This window comes from Corynebacterium sp. HMSC073D01 (assembly GCF_001815555.1).
Taxonomy (GTDB): Bacteria; Actinomycetota; Actinomycetes; order Mycobacteriales; family Mycobacteriaceae; genus Corynebacterium; species Corynebacterium glucuronolyticum.
In genome coordinates this window covers 12,469-30,287 of sequence record NZ_KV821065.1, presented here as the reverse complement: position 1 = coordinate 30,287, position 17,819 = coordinate 12,469, and the positions used below count along the sequence as shown (strand labels likewise).

The window sequence follows — 17,819 nt, the reverse complement described above, 5'->3', positions numbered from 1 at the left end:
GATACCTAACTCGGCTGCAACCTCGTCAATGCGGGCACAAATCTCTTGAGGGTCGCGGCCGAGGTTTTCTGGGCCGAAGGCGAGTTCTTGGCGCACGTGGGTGGTGTAGAACTGGGTGCGCGGGTTTTGAAACACTGTCGAACAGTGGTGGGCAAGCTCTGATAGATCTACTCGTGCCACGTCAATGTCGTCGACTGTGACGCTTCCGGTGAGGTCGCCGTCGTGGAAGTGCGGGATGAGCCCGTTAAACAGCCGTAGCGCGGTGGTTTTCCCCGACCCTGACGCGCCACACAGCAAGGTGACGGTTCCAGGTGTGATGGTGATGGTTGCGTCATTGATTGAGGGGTGGTCTGCTCCCCGATAGGTGAAGGTGACCCCAGTTGCTTGGGCTGTTGTCATAGGGTGATTCTCCATATCGCGAAGCTGATAACGATGAGCAGAATGACCGCGTCGATCACACGGAATTTCACGACCGTGACTGAGGTGGGCTTTGCGGTTCCGCCCAGTCCGCGTACAAGGGCGGCCGATGCCAGTTCGTCTCCGCTGCGTACCACGGTCGATAGCAGCGGGATTGTGAAGTACTGGGCCGAACGCAGGGAAAGCGCGGACATGCCGCGTAGTTTCATGGCATCTGAGATCGCTTTAACTTCGTGGCCGATCACGGGCAGCACCCGTAACGCGACTGAGATCGGGATCGTGAAACAGGTCGGGATTCGTGAGCTGGCGAGTGCTTTTTGCAAGGTGGCAGGTCGGATCACGCCGATCGCGTAGGCTCCCATTCCTGCGCTGACACTGAATCGCCACATCCACTGTAAAAACAGCACGAGGAACGCGCTGGCCGTTGACTTCCACACCAGTGGTATCACGAAGACGAGTGTGCCGAGAGCCGCAAACGTGGCCAGATAGACGGCCACCCAGCTCGGGCGCACGAGCGTGTTGGGGTTGATCGTAGCGCTCGCCAGCATCACGGCGGCGAATCCGCCCAGAGCACACACGAACCACGGCGAGTAGGCACTGTAGATCGTGGTGGAGACGATGACGAGCGCTACGATAATCGTGCGCGGGTCGGGAAGTTTAGACAAGACCGGCCCGTTCAAAGTGTTTGCGCGCCACCCGGGTTCCCAACAGACCAGCAAGCCAGCCAACGATGAGCATCACGACGAAGAAGCCCAACAGAATCGGAATCGTGACAACCTGCGCCATCTTCGCCGCATACTCGGCACCCATTTGTTCGGCGATCTGCGACATATATGCGTCTTGGTTCATAAATAGCGGAATCCACGGGGAAACATAGATCGGCAGGATAAACAATGCATATGCCAGCGGGACGCGAACTTTCACGCTCTTCGGCCCCTTGGTGATCACCAAGTCAGCGAGCAGGCCGAACACAGCGGCGATCGCAATTCCTCCCACCCAGTGACCCGTTACGAAGAAGAGGGCTTCGATGAGGATCAGCATGATGGTCAATGCCCCCATCTTCGGAGTGCGGGCAGTAAACAGCGCGAACACGGTGCCGTTGACGAGAATGGAGAGTAAGAAACCGGCATACATGGCAGCCGGAATGAACCCGAGCATTCCGAATGCAAACACGATGACAAACATCAAAGCGGTGAAGACGCCGATATTGATGAAGTCGCGCGTGTTTAGGCGCGAGGACGTGGGTGTGGACATAGTTATTCCTTTCATGATTGTAAACAGTGCTGTGTTTTAGACGAGTTGCCATCCGGCGGCGTTGATGCGCTCTTGCCAGAAATCGCGGTATTGACCTGGCTGGTTGACCAGCTCGTCGTGGCACCCGCGCTGGGCGATACGCCCACTGTGGGAGAGCACAATGATTTGGTCAGCTTGGCGAATGGTTTCAAGTTTGTGGGCGATCACGATCAGTGTGGAGTGCTTGCGTAGCTCGTTCATCGCCGCAACAATGTTGGCTTCATTTTCCGCATCCAACGCGCTGGTGGCCTCGTCAAACAGCACGATCGGGGCCTTCTTCACCAAGGCGCGGGCGATAGAGACGCGTTGGCGTTCCCCACCTGACAGTGCGCGCCCGCCGGCACCCGCCAATGAATTCCAGCCGTCTGGGAGCCGGTTGACGATTTCGGTCACGCCCGACAGGTCAGCGGCCCACCTGATTTCTTCATCGGTAGCTTCGGGGTTGCCAAGGCGAATGTTGGCCTCGAGCGTGTCATTGAATAAATAGACGTCTTGGAAGACCAGGGATATCTGGCGCATCAAATCTTCGGTGGTCTGCTCGCGCACATCAACCCCGCCAACGCGTACGCTGCCGGACTGCACATCCCAGAAACGTGCAACCAACCTCGCGATTGTGGTTTTTCCGCAGCCGGAAGGGCCAACCAGGGCACACATGCCGCCTTGCGGGACATGGAAGGTAATATCACGGAGAACCGGGGTGTCCGGATCGTAGCCGAAGGCGACGTCCTCGAAACGAACATCACCAGGAGCACTCACCGGTGTGGAGACATCGGGTTCGGACAGTTCGGGAGCGTCCATGATCTTGTCGACGTGATTCATCTGCTGGCGGCGTTCTTCCAGCCCGGTCATGCAGCCACCGATGTCTTGGAGCATGGTGGTGAACCGCAGGCACATGCCGATGGTGACCACAGCGTTCAACGCATTCATCTGCCCGCCGAGGGCGAGTTGGGCGGTCAGCCAAATCATTACCACGACAAGGGCTTGGACGAACATTCCGTTTATCAGGTTCGCTAATGTTTCGATCCACAATGCTTTGCGGCTTTTGCGGTCAGCCTGTTTGAATGCCCGATCAAGGGCCGGGTAGTCGTCGGCGACGTGACAGGAGCGCAGCGCGCCTTGGCAGGTGGCGAATTCGACCATGCGAGCCGCCAACTCTGACTCGGCTGGTTCGGAAACCTGCTTACCTTTATCAAGAAGCACACGGGAAATATGAAGGAAGGCGAGCATGATCGGGAACGCGATCGTCAAGGTTAGACCCAGTCGCCAATCCCAGAACCACGTGCCCACAGTGACTACGAGCACGGCCGAGAGTTTTTGGACGAGGGCGAAAATGAAATGTGCCGCCGACTCGCCCAAGTTCATCATTTCCTGGGTGACCATGCGCGACAGCCGTCCAGAACTACCCGAATCAAACACTCCCAACGGTAGGCGGGCTACCTTGTTGCCGACCGCTTGGTGGACGTCGTGAATGAACCCGAGGGCCCCGATATAGCCGGTGCGCATGCCATAAAACTCCGTGCCCACGCCCAGCACCGCGATTACCGCCAAGGCGATGAGCCATCCCCAAAACGATAACCCCCACACCGGCATTCCGGTCGCTAGGGCACTTGCTGCGGGAAGCAGAGTCAGCAGGGCAAAGCCGTGACACAGTCCTGAGACCGCACCCCACGCTTGACCGACCGAGAGGTCTCGCCACGAGGCGGGTTCCATCAAACGCTTAAAGCGTGGCAGCAATAGTTGATTCATCGTGTCATCTCCTCGCATGCACCTTGGGCAAGAAGTGCCTGATAGTGCGCATTACCCAACAGCTCGTCGTGTTTACCGACCACAGCAATGCGCCCGCGTTCCATGACGACGATTTGCTCTGCCCCTCTGATCGAGGCCAGTCGGTGGGCGATCACAATCACGGTTCTGCCTTTGGCAAGAGTCGAGAGAGCTTGTTGGATTTTCGATTCCGATTCCGGGTCCGCCATCGCCGTCGCCTCGTCCAAGACCAACACTGGGGCATCAACCATGAGCGCCCGGGCGATCGCGATACGGGCTGCCTGCCCGCCCGAAACGTGGGTATCCTCACCCAACACAGTGTCGTAACCATCTGGCAGGCTCATGATGAACTCGTCGATCTGCGCCGCCCGCGCCGCCTGCCGCACCTGATCCAAGGTTGCGTCTGGCGCGCCAAGAGCGATGTTGTTTCGAATGGTGTCGCGAATAAGCTGTGCATCTTGCAGGACGAATGCGACCGTCGAATACAACACATCCTGGGAAATGCTCTTTAGATCAACCCCGCCGATGGTGATCGTGCCAGCATCCGGGTCATCGAAGCGGGCAATCAAACTCGCCAACGTCGACTTCCCCGCGCCCGAAGGCCCAACCAGCGCGGTCACCGTGCCTGCCGGAATTCTCAGGCTCACTTCGTCTAACGCTTGGGTCTCGTCATAGGCATACGACACACCCCGAATCTCGATATCATGACCGTGTGGTGTCTGCGGCGCATCGGGCTGACTCAACGCCGGTAGCTCCATGACGTTCACCAGCCGTACTGCCGCAGACCCTGCGAGCTGGTACGACCAGGCGATGGTTGCGACTGCCATCAACGCTCCCGGCAACACCAAGGCGATCAACGTCGTCGTTATCACCTCGTAGATGCTCACCCAACCGGCGTTCATCATCAACGCGCCACCGCCAAGGTTCACGATCAACAACACCGGGATCGACACCCACGAAAATGAGGCGACCGACATCGACACCAGCGGCATGCACCACGCCCGGTAGAACTTAGAAAACTCGTTAGCTGCATCTAAATAGGCTTTATGTGCTTGGCCGACCTTGCCGAACGCTTTCACCACTGAGATACCGGCAACGAACTCGGCCATCGTTGCCGAAACCTGAGCGAGCTTGGTGTCCATTTGTGCGGTCTTCTCATTCATCCCACGCATCGACATGCCATACATGCCCACATAGATCGGAATCGTCGCGATCGACAGCAGAGCGAGTCGCCAATCCACCACGAACGCATAGGCCAACAAGGCGAGCGGGGATACGATCGCGTTCAGTTTCTCAATCGGCCCGTGCGCGATCACTGTGTGCACCGTGGCCGTATCATCCTGAATGGTCTTGCGGATCTTCCCCTCACCCTCGCGGGTAAACCACGACAACGGAGCAGTCGACATGCGGGCGGCAATCTGGCGGCGCATCTGGTTACGCAACGACAGGTCAATAAAATGCGTCACGCCCAACGCAACAAAATACAAAGTCAACCGGGCCATGTAAGCAGAAACAAGGAGCATCACGATCCAGTTCACCCGCGCCGGGTCCACCCGGTCTTGCATCAGCGCAGCTCCCAGCTCCACCAAAGCCACATAGGGTGCGATAGCCAACACACCAGAGGCGAACGCTAAGACCTGCGCGACAAACAGCTTGCCTTTCACCGGCTGCGATAGCTGACGAATCGCGTTCTGGCCAGCGACAGATTTTTCCTTCGCCGACCCATACTCGCCTTCAACAACCTGATCAATTACACTATCGTCCACGCAAACACCATCCTTATTAGATAAGGGTAACCTTACTTTATTTCTGGGAGGTGTACCTAACCGTGCACGTCAACTGATATGAGCATCACCCTTTCAGGGCAATCCTCACCTGTTCACCGGTGCGGAACACGAACCGGATCCCGTCCTCGTCTACGATGGCGTGGTCGATGAGAGCGCTCCACTGTGAGGGGCGGAACTCGCTCACAGGTTCGCCCGTCAAATCGCCTAGGGCTGTGGTGATGGCGGCGTGCTTGGCGGTGTTCGCTGCGATATCTGCTTCCAGGCTTGTTTTACGTGCGAGCGTCTTACGGTAGATAGTATCGAGTTCGGTGTAGCGGGCTTGGTAGGCGTCCTGGTTGAGCGCACACCGCTGGTTTTCCGCAATCAGCGCCTCGATCTGCTCGGTCAGCTCCACGATTTTTGTTTGGCAGGCAGCGGCCTGTTCTTCCAAACGGCTCGTACCGAACATGTCGCCAAGCACCTGCGGTAGCTGGCTTTGCTGCGGACGGCGGGCGATCAGTTGATTGAGCGCTTGCACGAAAGAATCCTTGATCTGCTCGTCTTTCACCGTCGCGCTGCTGCAGGGATGTTCGTCTGTGTATTTGTGGTTGCATTGCCAGACTGTGTACTTGTATTTCGTGTTCGACGCCCACGTCTTACGCCCATACCACACCCCACACCGAGCACATTTGAGCCGGGTGGAGAACAAGCCGACTTTCGCTGACGATATGTTGCCATGCCTGGTGGCGAGCTCGTATTGCACTTGATCCCAGATGCGTGGAGCAATAATCGGCTCGTGTTTGCCTGTCTGGGGCGCAATAAATTGCACACAATATGCAATATCCGGCGTGAGTTCTGTGGCACATCCGCAGACCTCACGCCTTTTTCTTTCCCCGCCTCGTTTCTTTCCGTTCCGTTCTTCCCGTCCCCGTTTTCCGGTCCCCGTTTTCCGGTCCCCGTTTTCCGGCCCTGTTCTTTCCGGCCCTGTTCTTTCCGGCCCTGTTGCCTTTCCTTTTTAGAAGATGCCCTACGCATCGCGGGAACCACTTCCGTTACGCTGGTCGCCATGAGTATTCTCGGAACAATTGTCTCTTTTCTCACCTCCGCCTGCGTGGCAACGGGTGCCCCGGTGTGCGGGGACGCCTACGAGGCCGCCTCCCATATTCTCCCCCAGGACGCGTTCGCCGTCGCCCACGATGACGGCTACGCCAACGTCGATGCCGCCGTCTTCGGCCCGGGATTCCTCGCCCAGGTCGGGCCGGATGCCCGCGCGCTATGCCAGGTCACCGCTGACGGTGCAGCCTGCCGGGCTGACGCGCCAGTGAAAACCCCTGTTCACCCCGATGCTGCGGGAGACCTCAACGCACTTGTGTCCACCGCCGACGGCATTGGGTGGACACACCTCGATGCCACCGCCCGGGGCAACCTGCGGCTCACCGAGGGGCGGCGCGTGCAGGTGGGTGACAACTACTGCAAGGTCGATCCCGACCGCGTCATCTGCGGCACCGGCGCCCACAGTTTTACCCTCACCGCCGCAGAGGCCCGGCTGTAGTTCGGCGATTCTCCCACCCGGGTAGCCGGCTCCCCCGGCTATGGGTAGCCGGCTACCCGATTTATTCTGCCTTCAGGACGGGGGTGCCGATCCCCTCGGATGGCTGCACGACGACAAAGCCCGGGCCGGAGAAGCGCATCTGGAACGCTTCGCCGGAACCCCGGCCGATGAACGTGTTGAGGTTGATGTCCGTGGTGATCTCCGGAGCAAGGTTCGCCGACCAGCAGACAGCAGCCTGCGGGTCAACGAATGTGTCCTGCTGCGAGCAGTCCAGCACCAGGGGTGTGCCCTTCGAGCACAGCGCTACCATGCCACGGCCTGTGAGGTTGACGTTGAACAGGCCGGCTCCACTGAGGAGGGAGCCCGCCCCACGAAGCCTGCGGATGTCGTCGTCGAGGGTCGGGTCGTAGGCCAGGAGCGAGCTTGAGTTGACGGACAGGCCGTCGTTTCCCCCCTCGAGTTCCATAAGGAAGACGTTGGCGGCATCGCGGGCGAAGAACACTTCCCCGTCACCGGTTACCCGCATCATGGGGGTGTCTTCGCCGGTGAGATGCTTCTTGAAGAACTTCCCCAGGGAGCCGGAGGACTGGTGGTTGAACTTCACGCGTCCCTGGTAGGCGACCATCGCGCCGGCCGTGGCGATCACGGGGTTATCCTCCGTGACGACAACCCTGAGCATCTTCTTTGACTGCATGGTCCAGCGCTCACGCGTCTCGTTTTCCATGTTGGACTGTTCAAAAAGTGGTGACCTCATGGTGCCCAGTGTAGAGAAAAACGTCCCGGCCCCGCTGGTGCACGTTTCTTTCATTCCGGACTGTGGACATACCCCCAAACGAGGGTCGATTAGACCATCTGCTGCAAGTTGAGACGTTTCTTAACATATCCTTAAAGCATGACATGGAAGAGCACAGAAACCGTTTGCTCGCTGACAATCGTCGGCTGCTGGGCATTCGGTATGCTCGCCATCCTCATGGCGTACGGGTGGGATTTTATGGATGCGCTCTTCTCCGTCCCCACCTTCACGATCACGGCCGTGTGCATCATCATCCTCGGCTCGAAGTTCATCCTCGATCACGCCGCTAACACCTCCCCCGTCTTCCAGGACGAGATTGACGATCTAGATGGCACAGACAATAGCACGGTTCCCGCCCCTCGTCTCTAGAAAACCTTCTTACACAATTCAGCCGACATGGTGAACATGTCGGCTGAATTGTATTTTCGCTCTACTGCAGAACCCGCCGGATAAAGGCGAGAAGCTCCTCGTAAGCGTGGGCGGTCACGCCCGCCCCCATGCAGCTCATGGATCCGTGGACGGTGCCCGGATACATTTTGATGGTGACGGGAGTGCCGGCATCGGCCAGGGCCAGGGCGTAGCGGAGCCCCTCATCGCGAAGCGGATCGGATTGGTTCACGATGGCGTAGGTGGCAGGGGCTGAGCGCGCCGGAATCGTAAGCTCCTTCCCGTTAAGCAGGTAGTCCCATGAGAGGCGGCCGTTGGCATCCGTCCACACGGGGCCTGCGGCGTAGGTTCGCATGCTTTCCGACGCGCACGCCGGGTCAAGCTCCGGCTCGATGAGCACCTGCGCGGCGGGGGCAATCCCCTGTTCCAGCGCCCACTGGGTGACCATCGCCGCCAGCCCACCGCCAGCAGAGTGCCCCATGATGAGTGGGTGCGGGTCGAGCTGCCGGACGATGTATTCGAGCGCCTCGCAGCATTCGGCGACGGGTCCCGGATACGGGTTCTCGGGGGCGAGGCCGTATTCCGGGGAGACGACGGTGACGCCGAGTTCGTCCACCAAGAGCGCGTTTTCCGGGTCATCGCCGGAGGTGGAGCCGAGGACGAAGCCGCCGCCGTGGATGTTAAAAATGACCCGGGAGCCGTCTCCCATGACCTTCATCCTGCCGTCGTGGGTGCCGGGGAAAGCGGCACCCTGCTGGTTTTTCGCAGAGGCCTGCCGGGCGGCGGGGAGATCGGCGATATCCAGGGGCACGAGGGAATCCAGCCAAGAGGCGATGTCCGGGTCAATGTACATCTTTTACAGCACTCCCTCGGCGTCGAGGATCGCCCGGATGGACGTTACCTCGTCGTCGACAAGCTGTGGGACCGGCTCCGGCATGCGCGCGGAAGCGAAGATCCCCTGCAGCTTGAGGGCCTGCTTGAAGGCCCCGACACCGGCACCGAAACCGGTGACCGAGTGGGCGACCGACGTGATGCGCATGAGGCGCGCCAACCGGTCCTGCTCCTTCTTCACGGTCTCCCAGTCGCCCTCGGTGAAGGCCTTCCACTGGCGGACGTAGCCCCACGGGTCGATATTGCCCAGCCCCGGGACGGAGCCGTCGGCGCCGGAGAGGTACGCGCCGTCGACGACGACCTCGTGGCCGGTGAACAGCTTCAGCGGGTGGCCCGCCTCCTCATTGAGAAGGGACAGGAAACGGAAGGAAACATCGTCGCCGGAGGAATCCTTCACACCGGCGAGCACGCCGTCGCGGCCGAGCCTGACCAGGAGCTCCGGGGGGAGCTTGACGTGGACGCACACGGGGATGTCGTAGGCGAAGATCGGCAGCGTGGTTGCCTGTGCCAGGCAGCGGAAGTGGCGCTCCACCTGGGCAAGCCCCCCCAGGGCGTAGAACGGCGCCGTGGCGACGATACCGTCGGCGCCGCAGGCCTCGGCATGCTTGATGTGTTCAATGACGCGGCTCGTCTGCGTGTCGATGCAGCCGACGAGGACGGGCACGCGACCGGCGGCCACACTGATCGCATTTTTCACCACCTGGTCGCGCTCGGCATCGGTGACGAATGCACCCTCGCCGGAGCTGCCCAGGATGAACAGGCCGTTGACGCCGGCATCGATGAGCCGGGTGAGGTTTTTGGTGGTTGATTCCTCGTCGAAGCTGCCGTCGTCGTGACGGGCGATGACGACGGGGGGAATGACTCCATGGAAATCAGTCATGGGAGGGTACTTAACTTTCTATCTTTGTCATGTCGGGGTGAAGGAGAGACGGCGCGGCGCCGAGGAGGGTGCGCGTGTAGTCGTCCTTCGGGTTGGAGAAGATCTCTCTAGCGGGACCTTCCTCGATGATGTGGCCATGGTTCATGACGATGATCCGGTTCGAGACGTAGCGCACGGTCTGGATATCGTGGGAGATGAACACCATGGACAGGCCCAGTTTGTTCTTGAGATCCGTAAGCAGGTTCAAGATCTGGGCACGAACCGAGACATCGAGGGCCGAGGTCGGCTCGTCGGCGATGATCGCGTCGGGATTGAGCGCCAGCGCGCGGGCGATGGCCACGCGCTGCCGCTGCCCGCCGGACAGCTGGCCAGGCAGGGCGTCGAGCGTCGAGTGCGGCAGGCCCACCAGCGCGATGAGCTCTTCTACCTCGCCGTCACGCTCGGACTTCTCCCCCACGTTGTGCACGTTGAGGGGGTCTTTCAGCTGGTCCCGAACCGTCATGCGCGCATTCAGCGCGGTGGACGGGTCCTGGAACACGACGGAGACCACGCGCCCTATCTTCTTGCGGTTTTTGGCGGTGCGCTTGGTCACGTCCTCGCCGCGGAAATACACCGTGCCGCTCGTGGGCTTTTGCAGGCCACACATGACGTTGGCGGTGGTGGATTTGCCGCAGCCGGATTCGCCGACGATGCCGATTGTTTCGCCGGGCATGAGCGTGAGGCTCACGCCGTCGACGGCCTTGACGATGTTCGGGTGGAGGAGCGGGCCAGTGCGGCTGCGGAAGTGAACCTTGATGTCATCGAGTTGGATGATCGGCGTGGTACTCATTTGGTCACCTCATGTTTCTTGCCAAGCTCGGCATAGTCTTCGTCGGTAAGCCCGGGGGTGAGCCTGCCGGCGCGTTCCTCCTGCGCGGCCCACTGGAGCTCGTCCGGAAGATCGGCGTAGACGTGGTACGTACCGGGGACCGTGCGCATGACCCGCGGGGTGGTAAGCCCCACCGAGGGGTGCGAGGAGCGCGGCGCGAACCGGTCGCCCACGGGGAAGTCCTGCGGGCTCGGGACGGTGCCCGGCACCTGGTGCAGGCGACCGGAGCCGGCCTCGATGGACAGCACCGCGCCGAGCAGGCCGCGGGTGTACTCGTGCTGGGGGTCGGTGAGCAGCTCGCGGGTGGAGGCCTGCTCGATGACCTGCCCGGCGTACATCACCGTGATGGAGTAGGCCACCTCGGCCACCAGGGCCAGGTCGTGGGACACGAACACCATCGCGAATCCGAGCTTTTCCTGCAGGTTCTTGATGAGCTCGATGACCTGCTTCTGCACCGTCACGTCGAGGGCCGTCGTCGGCTCGTCGGCGATGATGAGGTTCGGGTCGCGAGTCAACGCCATCGCGATGAGGACGCGCTGGCGCTGGCCGCCGGACAGTTCATGCGGGTAGCTCTCCAGCGTCCGCTTGGGATCGAGCCCCACAAGCTCGAGGAGCTCCTCGGCGCTACGCATGCCCCCGCGCTTGGTGAGCTGCGCCATCTGGGACTTGATGAGCATCGAGGGGTTCAACGCGGACAGGGCATCCTGGTAGATCATCGCCATCTCGTGGCCGAGGAGTCCACGGCGCTTGTCGACGTCCATCTGTAGGAGGTCCTCGCCCTTGTAATAGACCTCGCCGCTGATCTCAGCTTTGGGATCGAGGAGACCCATGATAGCGAAGGCGGTAATCGACTTGCCACATCCCGACTCACCGACAAGACCCATCGTCTCACCAGCGGCAACGGAGAAGCTCACGTGGTCAACCACATTCACATCGCCGTGGCGCGGGAAGCGGATGCACAGGTCCTTCACCTCCAGCAGCGGCGTGGTACCGGGCTCCGGCGCGTAGCGGTCGGTGCGCTGCGATTCCACCTCGGCGAGCCGGTCCAGGCGGGCGACGAGAGCATCGTGCTGCGTGGCGTATGCCTTGACGGGGTCCGTGAGCAGCTGATCTTCTTCGCGGTGCTCGGCGACGACGGGGCCGGTGGGGGCCGCGACCATCGCGTCGGTGATGCCCTCGCTCAAAATGTTGAGGCACAGCACGGTGATCATGATGGCCAGGCCCGGGAACAGCGCCTGCCACCACTCGCCGCGCAGCACGCCCTGCTGCGCGGAACTGAGAATATTGCCCCATGTGGGGGTCGGCTCCTGCAGACCGGCGCCGATGAAGGTCAGCGAGGCCTCGAGGATGATCGCGTCGGCGACGAGCACCGTGGCGAACACGAGCACGGGGGCCGCGGTGTTGCGCGCCACGTGCTTGGTCAAAATCCACGGCGCGCGGGCACCGGAGACGACAACGGCGTTGACGTAATCCTCGCCGTACTCGCTCAACACGTTTGCCCGTACGATGCGGGTGAGCTGCGGAATGTACACGAAGCCGATGGCGGCAATGATGACACCCAGCATCTTTTCCGGGTGCTCGGGGTTCTTGAACACCACGACGGCCACGGCGGCCAGTGCGATGCCGGGGATCGACATGATGATGTCCATGATGCGCATGATGATCTCGGACACCACCTTGCCGGACACTGCGGCGATGGAGCCGAAGATCGCCCCGGCTAGCAGGGCAAGTCCCGTCGCGGCAAGCCCCACGGTGAGCGAGTAGCGGCCACCGTAGAGGAGGCGGCTGAACACATCGCGGCCGAGGTTGTCGGTGCCGAACCAGAACTCACTCGACGGCGGCTGACCCTTCATATCGATGGCCGTGGGGTCGTGCGGCGCGAGAAGCGGCGCAAAAATCGCGGACAGCGCGATGAGGGCGAGGATCACCAACGCAATCTTGGAACCTGTGCTCATCCGTTTGAGGCCCTGGAACTTGACGCCCGGGGCGGTAACTTTTTCCAGCTTTGTCATTTCACTACACCGTCCTGATCCTCGGGTTGATGAGGATGTAGAGCAGGTCGACCACGATGTTCACGATGATGAACGCGATGGCGACCACAAGGGTTGCTCCCTGGACCACGGTGACCCAGTTCTGCGTGATGCCGTCGATGAGCACGCGGCCCATGCCCGGCAGGTTGAAGATGATCTCGATGACGACGGCGCCACCCATGAGGTAGCCGACGCGCAGACCCAGCACCGTCACCGGGGTGATCAGCGCGTTGCGCAGCACGTTTCGGCTGACAACGATGTGCTTGGGGATGCCGGCGCCGAGCGCCGTACGGACGTAGTCGTTATCCAGCTCCTCCACCATCGAGGTGCGCACGATGCGGGTCATCTGGCCGATGACGGGCACAGCCAGGGCAAACGAGGGCAGGAGCATGCGTTGGAACCAGCCAGCCGGGTCATCGCCGAACGCGGGCAATGCGCCGGCGACCGGCAGCTTGCCCATGAATACGAGGATGAGCAGGATGGCGAGCCAGAAGCTCGGGGTAGCCAGGCAGGCAATCGAGACGATGCGGATCACCTGGTCGGGCCAGCGGTCGCGGTAGAGGGCGGCCAGGACACCGAGCGGGAAGGAAAAGATGATAGCGATGAACAGGCCGATGAAGGTCAGTTGCATCGTAATGGGGAGGGCGGTGAAGACCTTGGCGGAAACGGAATCCTCGCCGACACCGTAGGTGCCGAGGTCACCCTGCAAGAGGCCAGCCACGTAGCTGCCGAATTGGACGATCCACGGATCATTGAGCCCGTGGTTTTCACGGTAGGCCTCTAACGCCGCCGGCGTCGCGTTCTCCCCCAGTGCCGAGTACGCCGGGTCGATCGGCGAGAGACTCATGAGCACGAAGACGAGGAAGGTGACGCCCAGGATCATGAGCGGCAGGGCCACAAGTCGCCTCCCGATGAGGCGGATAAGTGTGTTCACCTGTGTTCTCCTTTACACAAAAAGCGCCGCCCGTTTCTGTCACAAGCGGCGCTTCGTGGTTACTACTTGGTGGAAACACCCAGGGCCCACAGGCCCGTGGTGCCGATCGGCGCGAAGCCGTTCAACTTGTCTGCGTTGTAACCGGTGATCATGGTGCGGTGGAACAGCGGGTACAGCGGAACCTCTTCAGAGATGAGATCCATTGCGTCGTTCCACTTGGCCTGCTGGGCCTCGCCCTCAAGCTGGGTGGACTCATCCATGAGTGCCTTCAGCTCGGCGAACTTTGCCGGGTCGGACTTCTGCCAGAAGGTGCGCTGCTTGGTCCAGACGTTGTCGCCGTACCACCAGTTGATGAGCAGTGCCGGGTCATTGCCGAACACGGACGGATCGCCGGGCGCCAGCGCCAGGTCGAAGGTCGGGTTCTCCACGTCGAGGTTGTTGGCGTACAGGGACGCGGATGCCTCGGACTGGATGGAGGTGGCAATGCCCACGGCCTCGAGATCGGACTTGATCTGCGGTGCGAGATCAGAGATCCACGGGTGGTCGGTGGTGAGCAGGGTGACGGACAGGTCCTTCACACCCGCTTCCTCGAGGAGCGCCTTGGCCTTCTCTGGGTCGTGGGTGAACTGGTTGGCTGCCTTGTGGTAGTTCGGATGGCTCTCCGGCAGGAAGCTCGTGGCCGCCTTGGCCTTGCCGCTCATATTGTTCTGGATGAGCTTGTCGGTGTCCACGGCGTAGAGGAAGGCCTGGCGGACCTTGGCGTTATCGAACGGAGCCTTGGATGTGTTGAAGAGGAGGAACGGAAGGTTAAAGCCGTCGACCTCGTCCACCTTCATGCCCGCTGCCTCGAGCATCTGGGCATTGTCCGCGGGGACGGCCTCCATGATGTCGATGGTGCCGGACTGGGCGGCGGTGGTGCGGGCGGTGTCGTCCTTGATCACGTCCCAGACCATCTTGTCCGCCTTGGCCGCGTACTTCTCGTCACCGTTGTAGTGCTCGTTGGGCACGGCGGTGATCTTGGAATCCGTGATGGACTCGTACTTCCACGGGCCGGAGCCGATCGGCATCGACGTCATCTCGTCCTTGGTGGAGGCTGCTGGGATGATCTTCACCGTGGCCAGACGCTTTTCGACGAGCGAGAAGGGGGTCTTCAGCTTAATCGTCACCGTAGTATCGTCCTTGGCCTCCACGGAATCGATGAAGTCCAGGAAGGAGGCGTAAATGTTGCCCTCTGCGGCAGCGCGCTTGAAGGACTCCACAACATCAGCGGAGGTGACGGGCGTGCCGTCGGAGAACTTCGCGCCGTCACGCAGGGTGACCTCGTACTCGGTGTCGCTGATCTTGACAGGGGCATCCTTGGCCAGCGCGTTGCGGGTGCTGTAGTCGCTCATGTTGAGCTCGTACAGGCCCTCCACCACGTGCCAGTTGGTGCCCATAGCCAGCGCCGAGGAGGTGCTCGACGGGTCATAGTTGGTGGTCTCGTACGCCACGCCCAGGTTAATTTCTCCACCCTGGGCAGATGTGGCGGTGTCCCCGCCGGCGGCAGATGAGGAAGTTTCAGAGGAACCGCCACAGGCGGTCAGCGTAAGGGCCAGTGAGGCAACGACTGCCACGACACCCTTCTTGAGATTCTTCATAGTGACCTCTCTGTATCAGGCCGGAATCTGTCCGGTCTGTTCGGATGGTTATACCCAGCATAAGATGTCAGACATCTAAACACAAGAAGTTTCTAGAGTTCGGGGGTAGTTCGTTCGTCACACCCGCATATGACCAAGTTCACCCCATTGCCCGACATCAGATAAGGACATGGCCTATAGTATGATGTAGGCACTTTTTTGAGACAGGAGAAAACCATGGCGAAAACGTCCAAGTCACCGAAGGACAGACCCTCCCTCCGTCCCATGACAGGCGGGGCAGACAGAAAGCTCACGCACTCCCCCACGCGCAAGCACGGGCGGAGCTATGAGACCATGGCCGCCATCAAGGACTACATCTTGCAGAACAACCTGCAGCCCGGCGATCCGCTCCCCACCGAGGCCTCCATCTGTGAGGACCTGGGGGTATCCCGCTCGAGCGTGCGCGAGGCGATCTCCAACCTCACGGCGCTGGACATCGTCGAGGTCCGGCACGGCTACGGCACCTTTGTCGCCAACGCCTCCATGGAACCCATGGTGGAACTCCTCGTCTTCCGCGGCCTCCTGAACCCGGGATCCGACTACCGCGTCCTCATCGAAATTGTCGAGGTGCGCCAGGCCCTCGACCTTGCCTTTGCCCCCGCCGTCGTTCGCGCCTGGAAAGGCAAGCGCTCGGCTGCCCTCCACAAGGTGGTAGAGAAGATGGAGGAAATCGCCGCCCGCGGAGACTCCTTCCCCGAAGAGGACAAGTACTTCCACACCAAACTGTTGAGCCCCCTCGATAACCAGCTGTTCCGCCAGCTCACCGAAGCATTCTGGGACGTGCACACGGCCATCCAGCCGATGCTGCAAGTCGCCACGGCGAAGGACATCCTCCTCACCGCCTCCGCCCACGGCGATATCCTCGCCGCCGCCGAGGAGGGGAACCTGGAGAAGTACAAGGAAGCTGTGTTCTCCCATTACGCGCCCCTGCTGCGCAACCTCGACGAGGCACGCAACAAGGCGCGTGGGCTAGAGATTAGCTAATCGCCTCCACGAACCAGGACGTAATCGAGGTCGGGTGAGTGATCGCGGTGCCCACCACGATGGTGTCCGCACCGGCGTCGAGCGCCGCTTTCGCATCCGCGCCCGAGTGGATCCGGCCCTCACAGATAAGCGGAACGTCGGGGTAGGTGTCGTGCATCTCACGCAGCAGCTCGAGGTCCGGCCCCTCCGTCTTCGGCCGCGCCTCCGTGTAGCCCGCCAGGGTAGTGGAAATGACATCGACGCCTGCGTCCACCGCCTGACGTGCGGATTCCATGCAGTCGCAATCGGCCATGATGAGCACGTCTGGACGCGCCTCACGCAGCTTGCGCACGGTCTCCGGGAAGGTGAGGCCATCGGGGCGGGGCCGCGTCGTCGCGTCGAGCGCGACCACGTCCGCGCCGGCATCGGCGACGGCGATACACAGCTCCAGCGTGGGGGTGATGTACACGCCCTCGTAGCCCTCTTTCACCAGACCGATGATGGGGACGTCGACTCGCGTGCGCGCCTCCTTAATGTCCTCCAGTCCTTGCAGACGAACGCCTGCGGCTCCTCCCTCAACCACAGCCTCCGCCACCTGCGCCATCGTGTCCGGGTGCCGCATCGGCTCCCCTGGGTACGCCTGGCAGGAGACGACGAGCTTGCCCTGCAGATCACTGAACTTCATAATTTTTCCTTTCGCTAACCCACGCGGCAGCTCCGACGAGTGCCGCGTTTTCCAACGTTCCACTGACAATGGGCGTGTCCTGCAACAGCTCCATGCACGACGCGTCGAAGCCCTCCCTAAACGCCTGTTCCCAGACCTTCCCCGCCTTCATGACAGATCCCGCCGTGACCACGAGCCCCGGATCGAAGACGTTGACGAGCCCGCCGATGAGTCGCCCGAAGGTGCGCCCAGCAGTGGCGAGAATCTCCCGCGCTACGGCGCTATCCTCCTGCGAGATATCCCTTCCGGTAAGGTGCGTCCCCACCCGTTCCTCGTAGGCCCGCTCGATGCCGAAACCGCTTGCTATCGCCTCCGCGTGGCCATCCCTCCCGCACGTGCAGGCGACGCCTTCGGCGCCGTGGGAATCAACGTGGCCGACGTGGCCTGCCGCGAAGTGAGCACCGAGCAGGAGCCGCCCGTTGAGGATCACGCCACCGCCGATACCGGTGCCCGGCGCGACGAGCAGCATGGACTCGTGCCCTCGCCCCACTCCGTGGAGGTATTCGCCAAGGGCGTGCGCCTGGACGTCGTTAAGCACGGAGACCTCAGCCCCGAGCCGGGCCGAAAGCCCCCCGGCGACGTCTGTCCCCTTCCAGCCGGTGAGCTGGCTTGTAGCGAACTGCACCGTCCCTTTAAACGGATCGATGAGACCGGCGGAGGAGACCCCGATGGGGCCGTGACCCAGCTGGGCAGCAAGGCCTGCTGCGGCATCGAAGATTTTCTCCGGCCCCTGTGTGGCGGGGGTCGGGGTGGTGATGATGTTCTCGGCTACGCCGTCGGTCACCCTGGCGGCCGCGATCTTCGTGCCGCCGATGTCCAGCCCAATTACTGTTGCCATTTTGTTCCTTTTACTTGTAAAAACAGCTAACATCAGACATCAT

Annotated in this window: 18 protein-coding genes; 3 read left to right on the top strand and 15 right to left on the bottom strand. The window is 61.3% G+C overall.

The genetic code is table 11. From position 1 onward, the window contains the following. The 6 genes from HMPREF3044_RS09030 to HMPREF3044_RS12710 all read right to left on the bottom strand — a co-directional run. A partial coding sequence (locus tag HMPREF3044_RS09030) for an ABC transporter ATP-binding protein (protein WP_141759674.1) occupies positions 1-399 on the bottom strand: 399 nt, incomplete at its 3' end. After that, positions 396-1,082 carry an energy-coupling factor transporter transmembrane component T family protein gene (locus tag HMPREF3044_RS09025; protein ID WP_005395771.1) on the bottom strand — a complete coding sequence of 229 codons (687 nt, stop codon included), beginning with the start codon at positions 1,080-1,082 and terminating at the stop codon, positions 396-398. The genes HMPREF3044_RS09025 and HMPREF3044_RS09030, both read right to left, overlap by 4 nt. Further along, on the bottom strand, positions 1,075-1,671 hold the full coding sequence (locus HMPREF3044_RS09020) for an MptD family putative ECF transporter S component (protein ID WP_034989546.1): 597 nt from the start codon (positions 1,669-1,671) through the stop codon (positions 1,075-1,077). The genes HMPREF3044_RS09025 and HMPREF3044_RS09020 overlap by 8 nt, the downstream gene beginning before the upstream one ends. A gap of 36 nt (positions 1,672-1,707) precedes the next feature. After that, on the bottom strand, positions 1,708-3,456 hold the full coding sequence (locus tag HMPREF3044_RS09015; RefSeq protein WP_005395767.1) for an ABC transporter ATP-binding protein: 1,749 nt from the start codon (positions 3,454-3,456) through the stop codon (positions 1,708-1,710). Further along, entirely contained in the window at positions 3,453-5,240 is a 1,788-nt protein-coding gene (locus HMPREF3044_RS09010; RefSeq protein ID WP_005395765.1) for an ABC transporter ATP-binding protein, read from the bottom strand. Before HMPREF3044_RS09010 ends, HMPREF3044_RS09015 begins: the two co-directional genes overlap by 4 nt. A gap of 85 nt (positions 5,241-5,325) precedes the next feature. Continuing rightward, on the bottom strand, positions 5,326-6,003 hold the full coding sequence (locus HMPREF3044_RS12710; RefSeq protein WP_141759675.1) for a recombinase zinc ribbon domain-containing protein: 678 nt from the start codon (positions 6,001-6,003) through the stop codon (positions 5,326-5,328). Between the two features lie 303 nt (positions 6,004-6,306). Between HMPREF3044_RS12710 and HMPREF3044_RS09000 the strand changes: the two genes are divergently transcribed. Beyond that, a complete protein-coding gene (locus tag HMPREF3044_RS09000; RefSeq protein ID WP_005389053.1) occupies positions 6,307-6,792 on the top strand; it encodes a hypothetical protein in 486 nt (161 codons plus the stop codon). 61 nt (positions 6,793-6,853) lie between these two features. Here HMPREF3044_RS09000 and HMPREF3044_RS08995 read toward each other — a convergent pair whose 3' ends face one another. Beyond that, a complete protein-coding gene (locus HMPREF3044_RS08995) occupies positions 6,854-7,546 on the bottom strand; it encodes an AIM24 family protein (protein WP_231286018.1) in 693 nt (230 codons plus the stop codon). A gap of 138 nt (positions 7,547-7,684) precedes the next feature. Between HMPREF3044_RS08995 and HMPREF3044_RS08990 the strand changes: the two genes are divergently transcribed. Next, entirely contained in the window at positions 7,685-7,954 is a 270-nt protein-coding gene (locus HMPREF3044_RS08990; RefSeq protein ID WP_070741038.1) for a hypothetical protein, read from the top strand. Positions 7,955-8,015: 61 nt separating this feature from the next. Here HMPREF3044_RS08990 and HMPREF3044_RS08985 read toward each other — a convergent pair whose 3' ends face one another. The 6 genes from HMPREF3044_RS08985 to HMPREF3044_RS08960 all read right to left on the bottom strand — a co-directional run bounded on the left by HMPREF3044_RS08985 (position 8,016) and on the right by HMPREF3044_RS08960 (position 15,212). Next, complete coding sequence (locus HMPREF3044_RS08985; protein ID WP_005389047.1) at positions 8,016-8,825, bottom strand: alpha/beta hydrolase; 810 nt, start codon at positions 8,823-8,825, stop codon at positions 8,016-8,018. 3 nt (positions 8,826-8,828) lie between these two features. After that, positions 8,829-9,743: a dihydrodipicolinate synthase family protein gene (locus HMPREF3044_RS08980; RefSeq protein ID WP_005389045.1), complete on the bottom strand. Its 915-nt coding sequence runs from the start codon at positions 9,741-9,743 to the stop codon at positions 8,829-8,831. A gap of 10 nt (positions 9,744-9,753) precedes the next feature. Continuing rightward, complete coding sequence (locus HMPREF3044_RS08975) at positions 9,754-10,572, bottom strand: ABC transporter ATP-binding protein (protein ID WP_005389043.1); 819 nt, start codon at positions 10,570-10,572, stop codon at positions 9,754-9,756. Next, positions 10,569-12,623, bottom strand: a complete 2,055-nt coding sequence (locus HMPREF3044_RS08970; protein WP_070741035.1) for a dipeptide/oligopeptide/nickel ABC transporter permease/ATP-binding protein — start codon at positions 12,621-12,623, stop codon at positions 10,569-10,571. The genes HMPREF3044_RS08975 and HMPREF3044_RS08970 overlap by 4 nt, the downstream gene beginning before the upstream one ends. Before the next feature lie 4 nt (positions 12,624-12,627). Further along, complete coding sequence (locus HMPREF3044_RS08965) at positions 12,628-13,575, bottom strand: ABC transporter permease (RefSeq protein WP_005389040.1); 948 nt, start codon at positions 13,573-13,575, stop codon at positions 12,628-12,630. A gap of 62 nt (positions 13,576-13,637) precedes the next feature. Then, on the bottom strand, positions 13,638-15,212 hold the full coding sequence (locus tag HMPREF3044_RS08960; RefSeq protein WP_005389038.1) for an ABC transporter substrate-binding protein: 1,575 nt from the start codon (positions 15,210-15,212) through the stop codon (positions 13,638-13,640). A 216-nt stretch (positions 15,213-15,428) separates the two neighbouring features. Here HMPREF3044_RS08960 and HMPREF3044_RS08955 point away from each other — a divergent pair, with 216 nt between their 5' ends. Then, on the top strand, positions 15,429-16,235 hold the full coding sequence (locus tag HMPREF3044_RS08955; protein ID WP_005394357.1) for a FadR/GntR family transcriptional regulator: 807 nt from the start codon (positions 15,429-15,431) through the stop codon (positions 16,233-16,235). On the opposite strand, the gene HMPREF3044_RS08950 is transcribed toward HMPREF3044_RS08955, so the two are convergent. Both HMPREF3044_RS08950 and HMPREF3044_RS08945 read right to left on the bottom strand, forming a co-directional pair. Further along, the gene (locus tag HMPREF3044_RS08950; RefSeq protein WP_005389035.1) at positions 16,228-16,899 is read right to left on the bottom strand and encodes an N-acetylmannosamine-6-phosphate 2-epimerase; all 672 of its coding nucleotides are present in this window, start codon (positions 16,897-16,899) and stop codon (positions 16,228-16,230) included. The genes HMPREF3044_RS08955 and HMPREF3044_RS08950 overlap by 8 nt on opposite strands. Then, entirely contained in the window at positions 16,886-17,776 is an 891-nt protein-coding gene (locus HMPREF3044_RS08945; RefSeq protein ID WP_246820986.1) for an ROK family protein, read from the bottom strand. Before HMPREF3044_RS08945 ends, HMPREF3044_RS08950 begins: the two co-directional genes overlap by 14 nt. Positions 17,777-17,819: the final 43 nt, after the last annotated feature.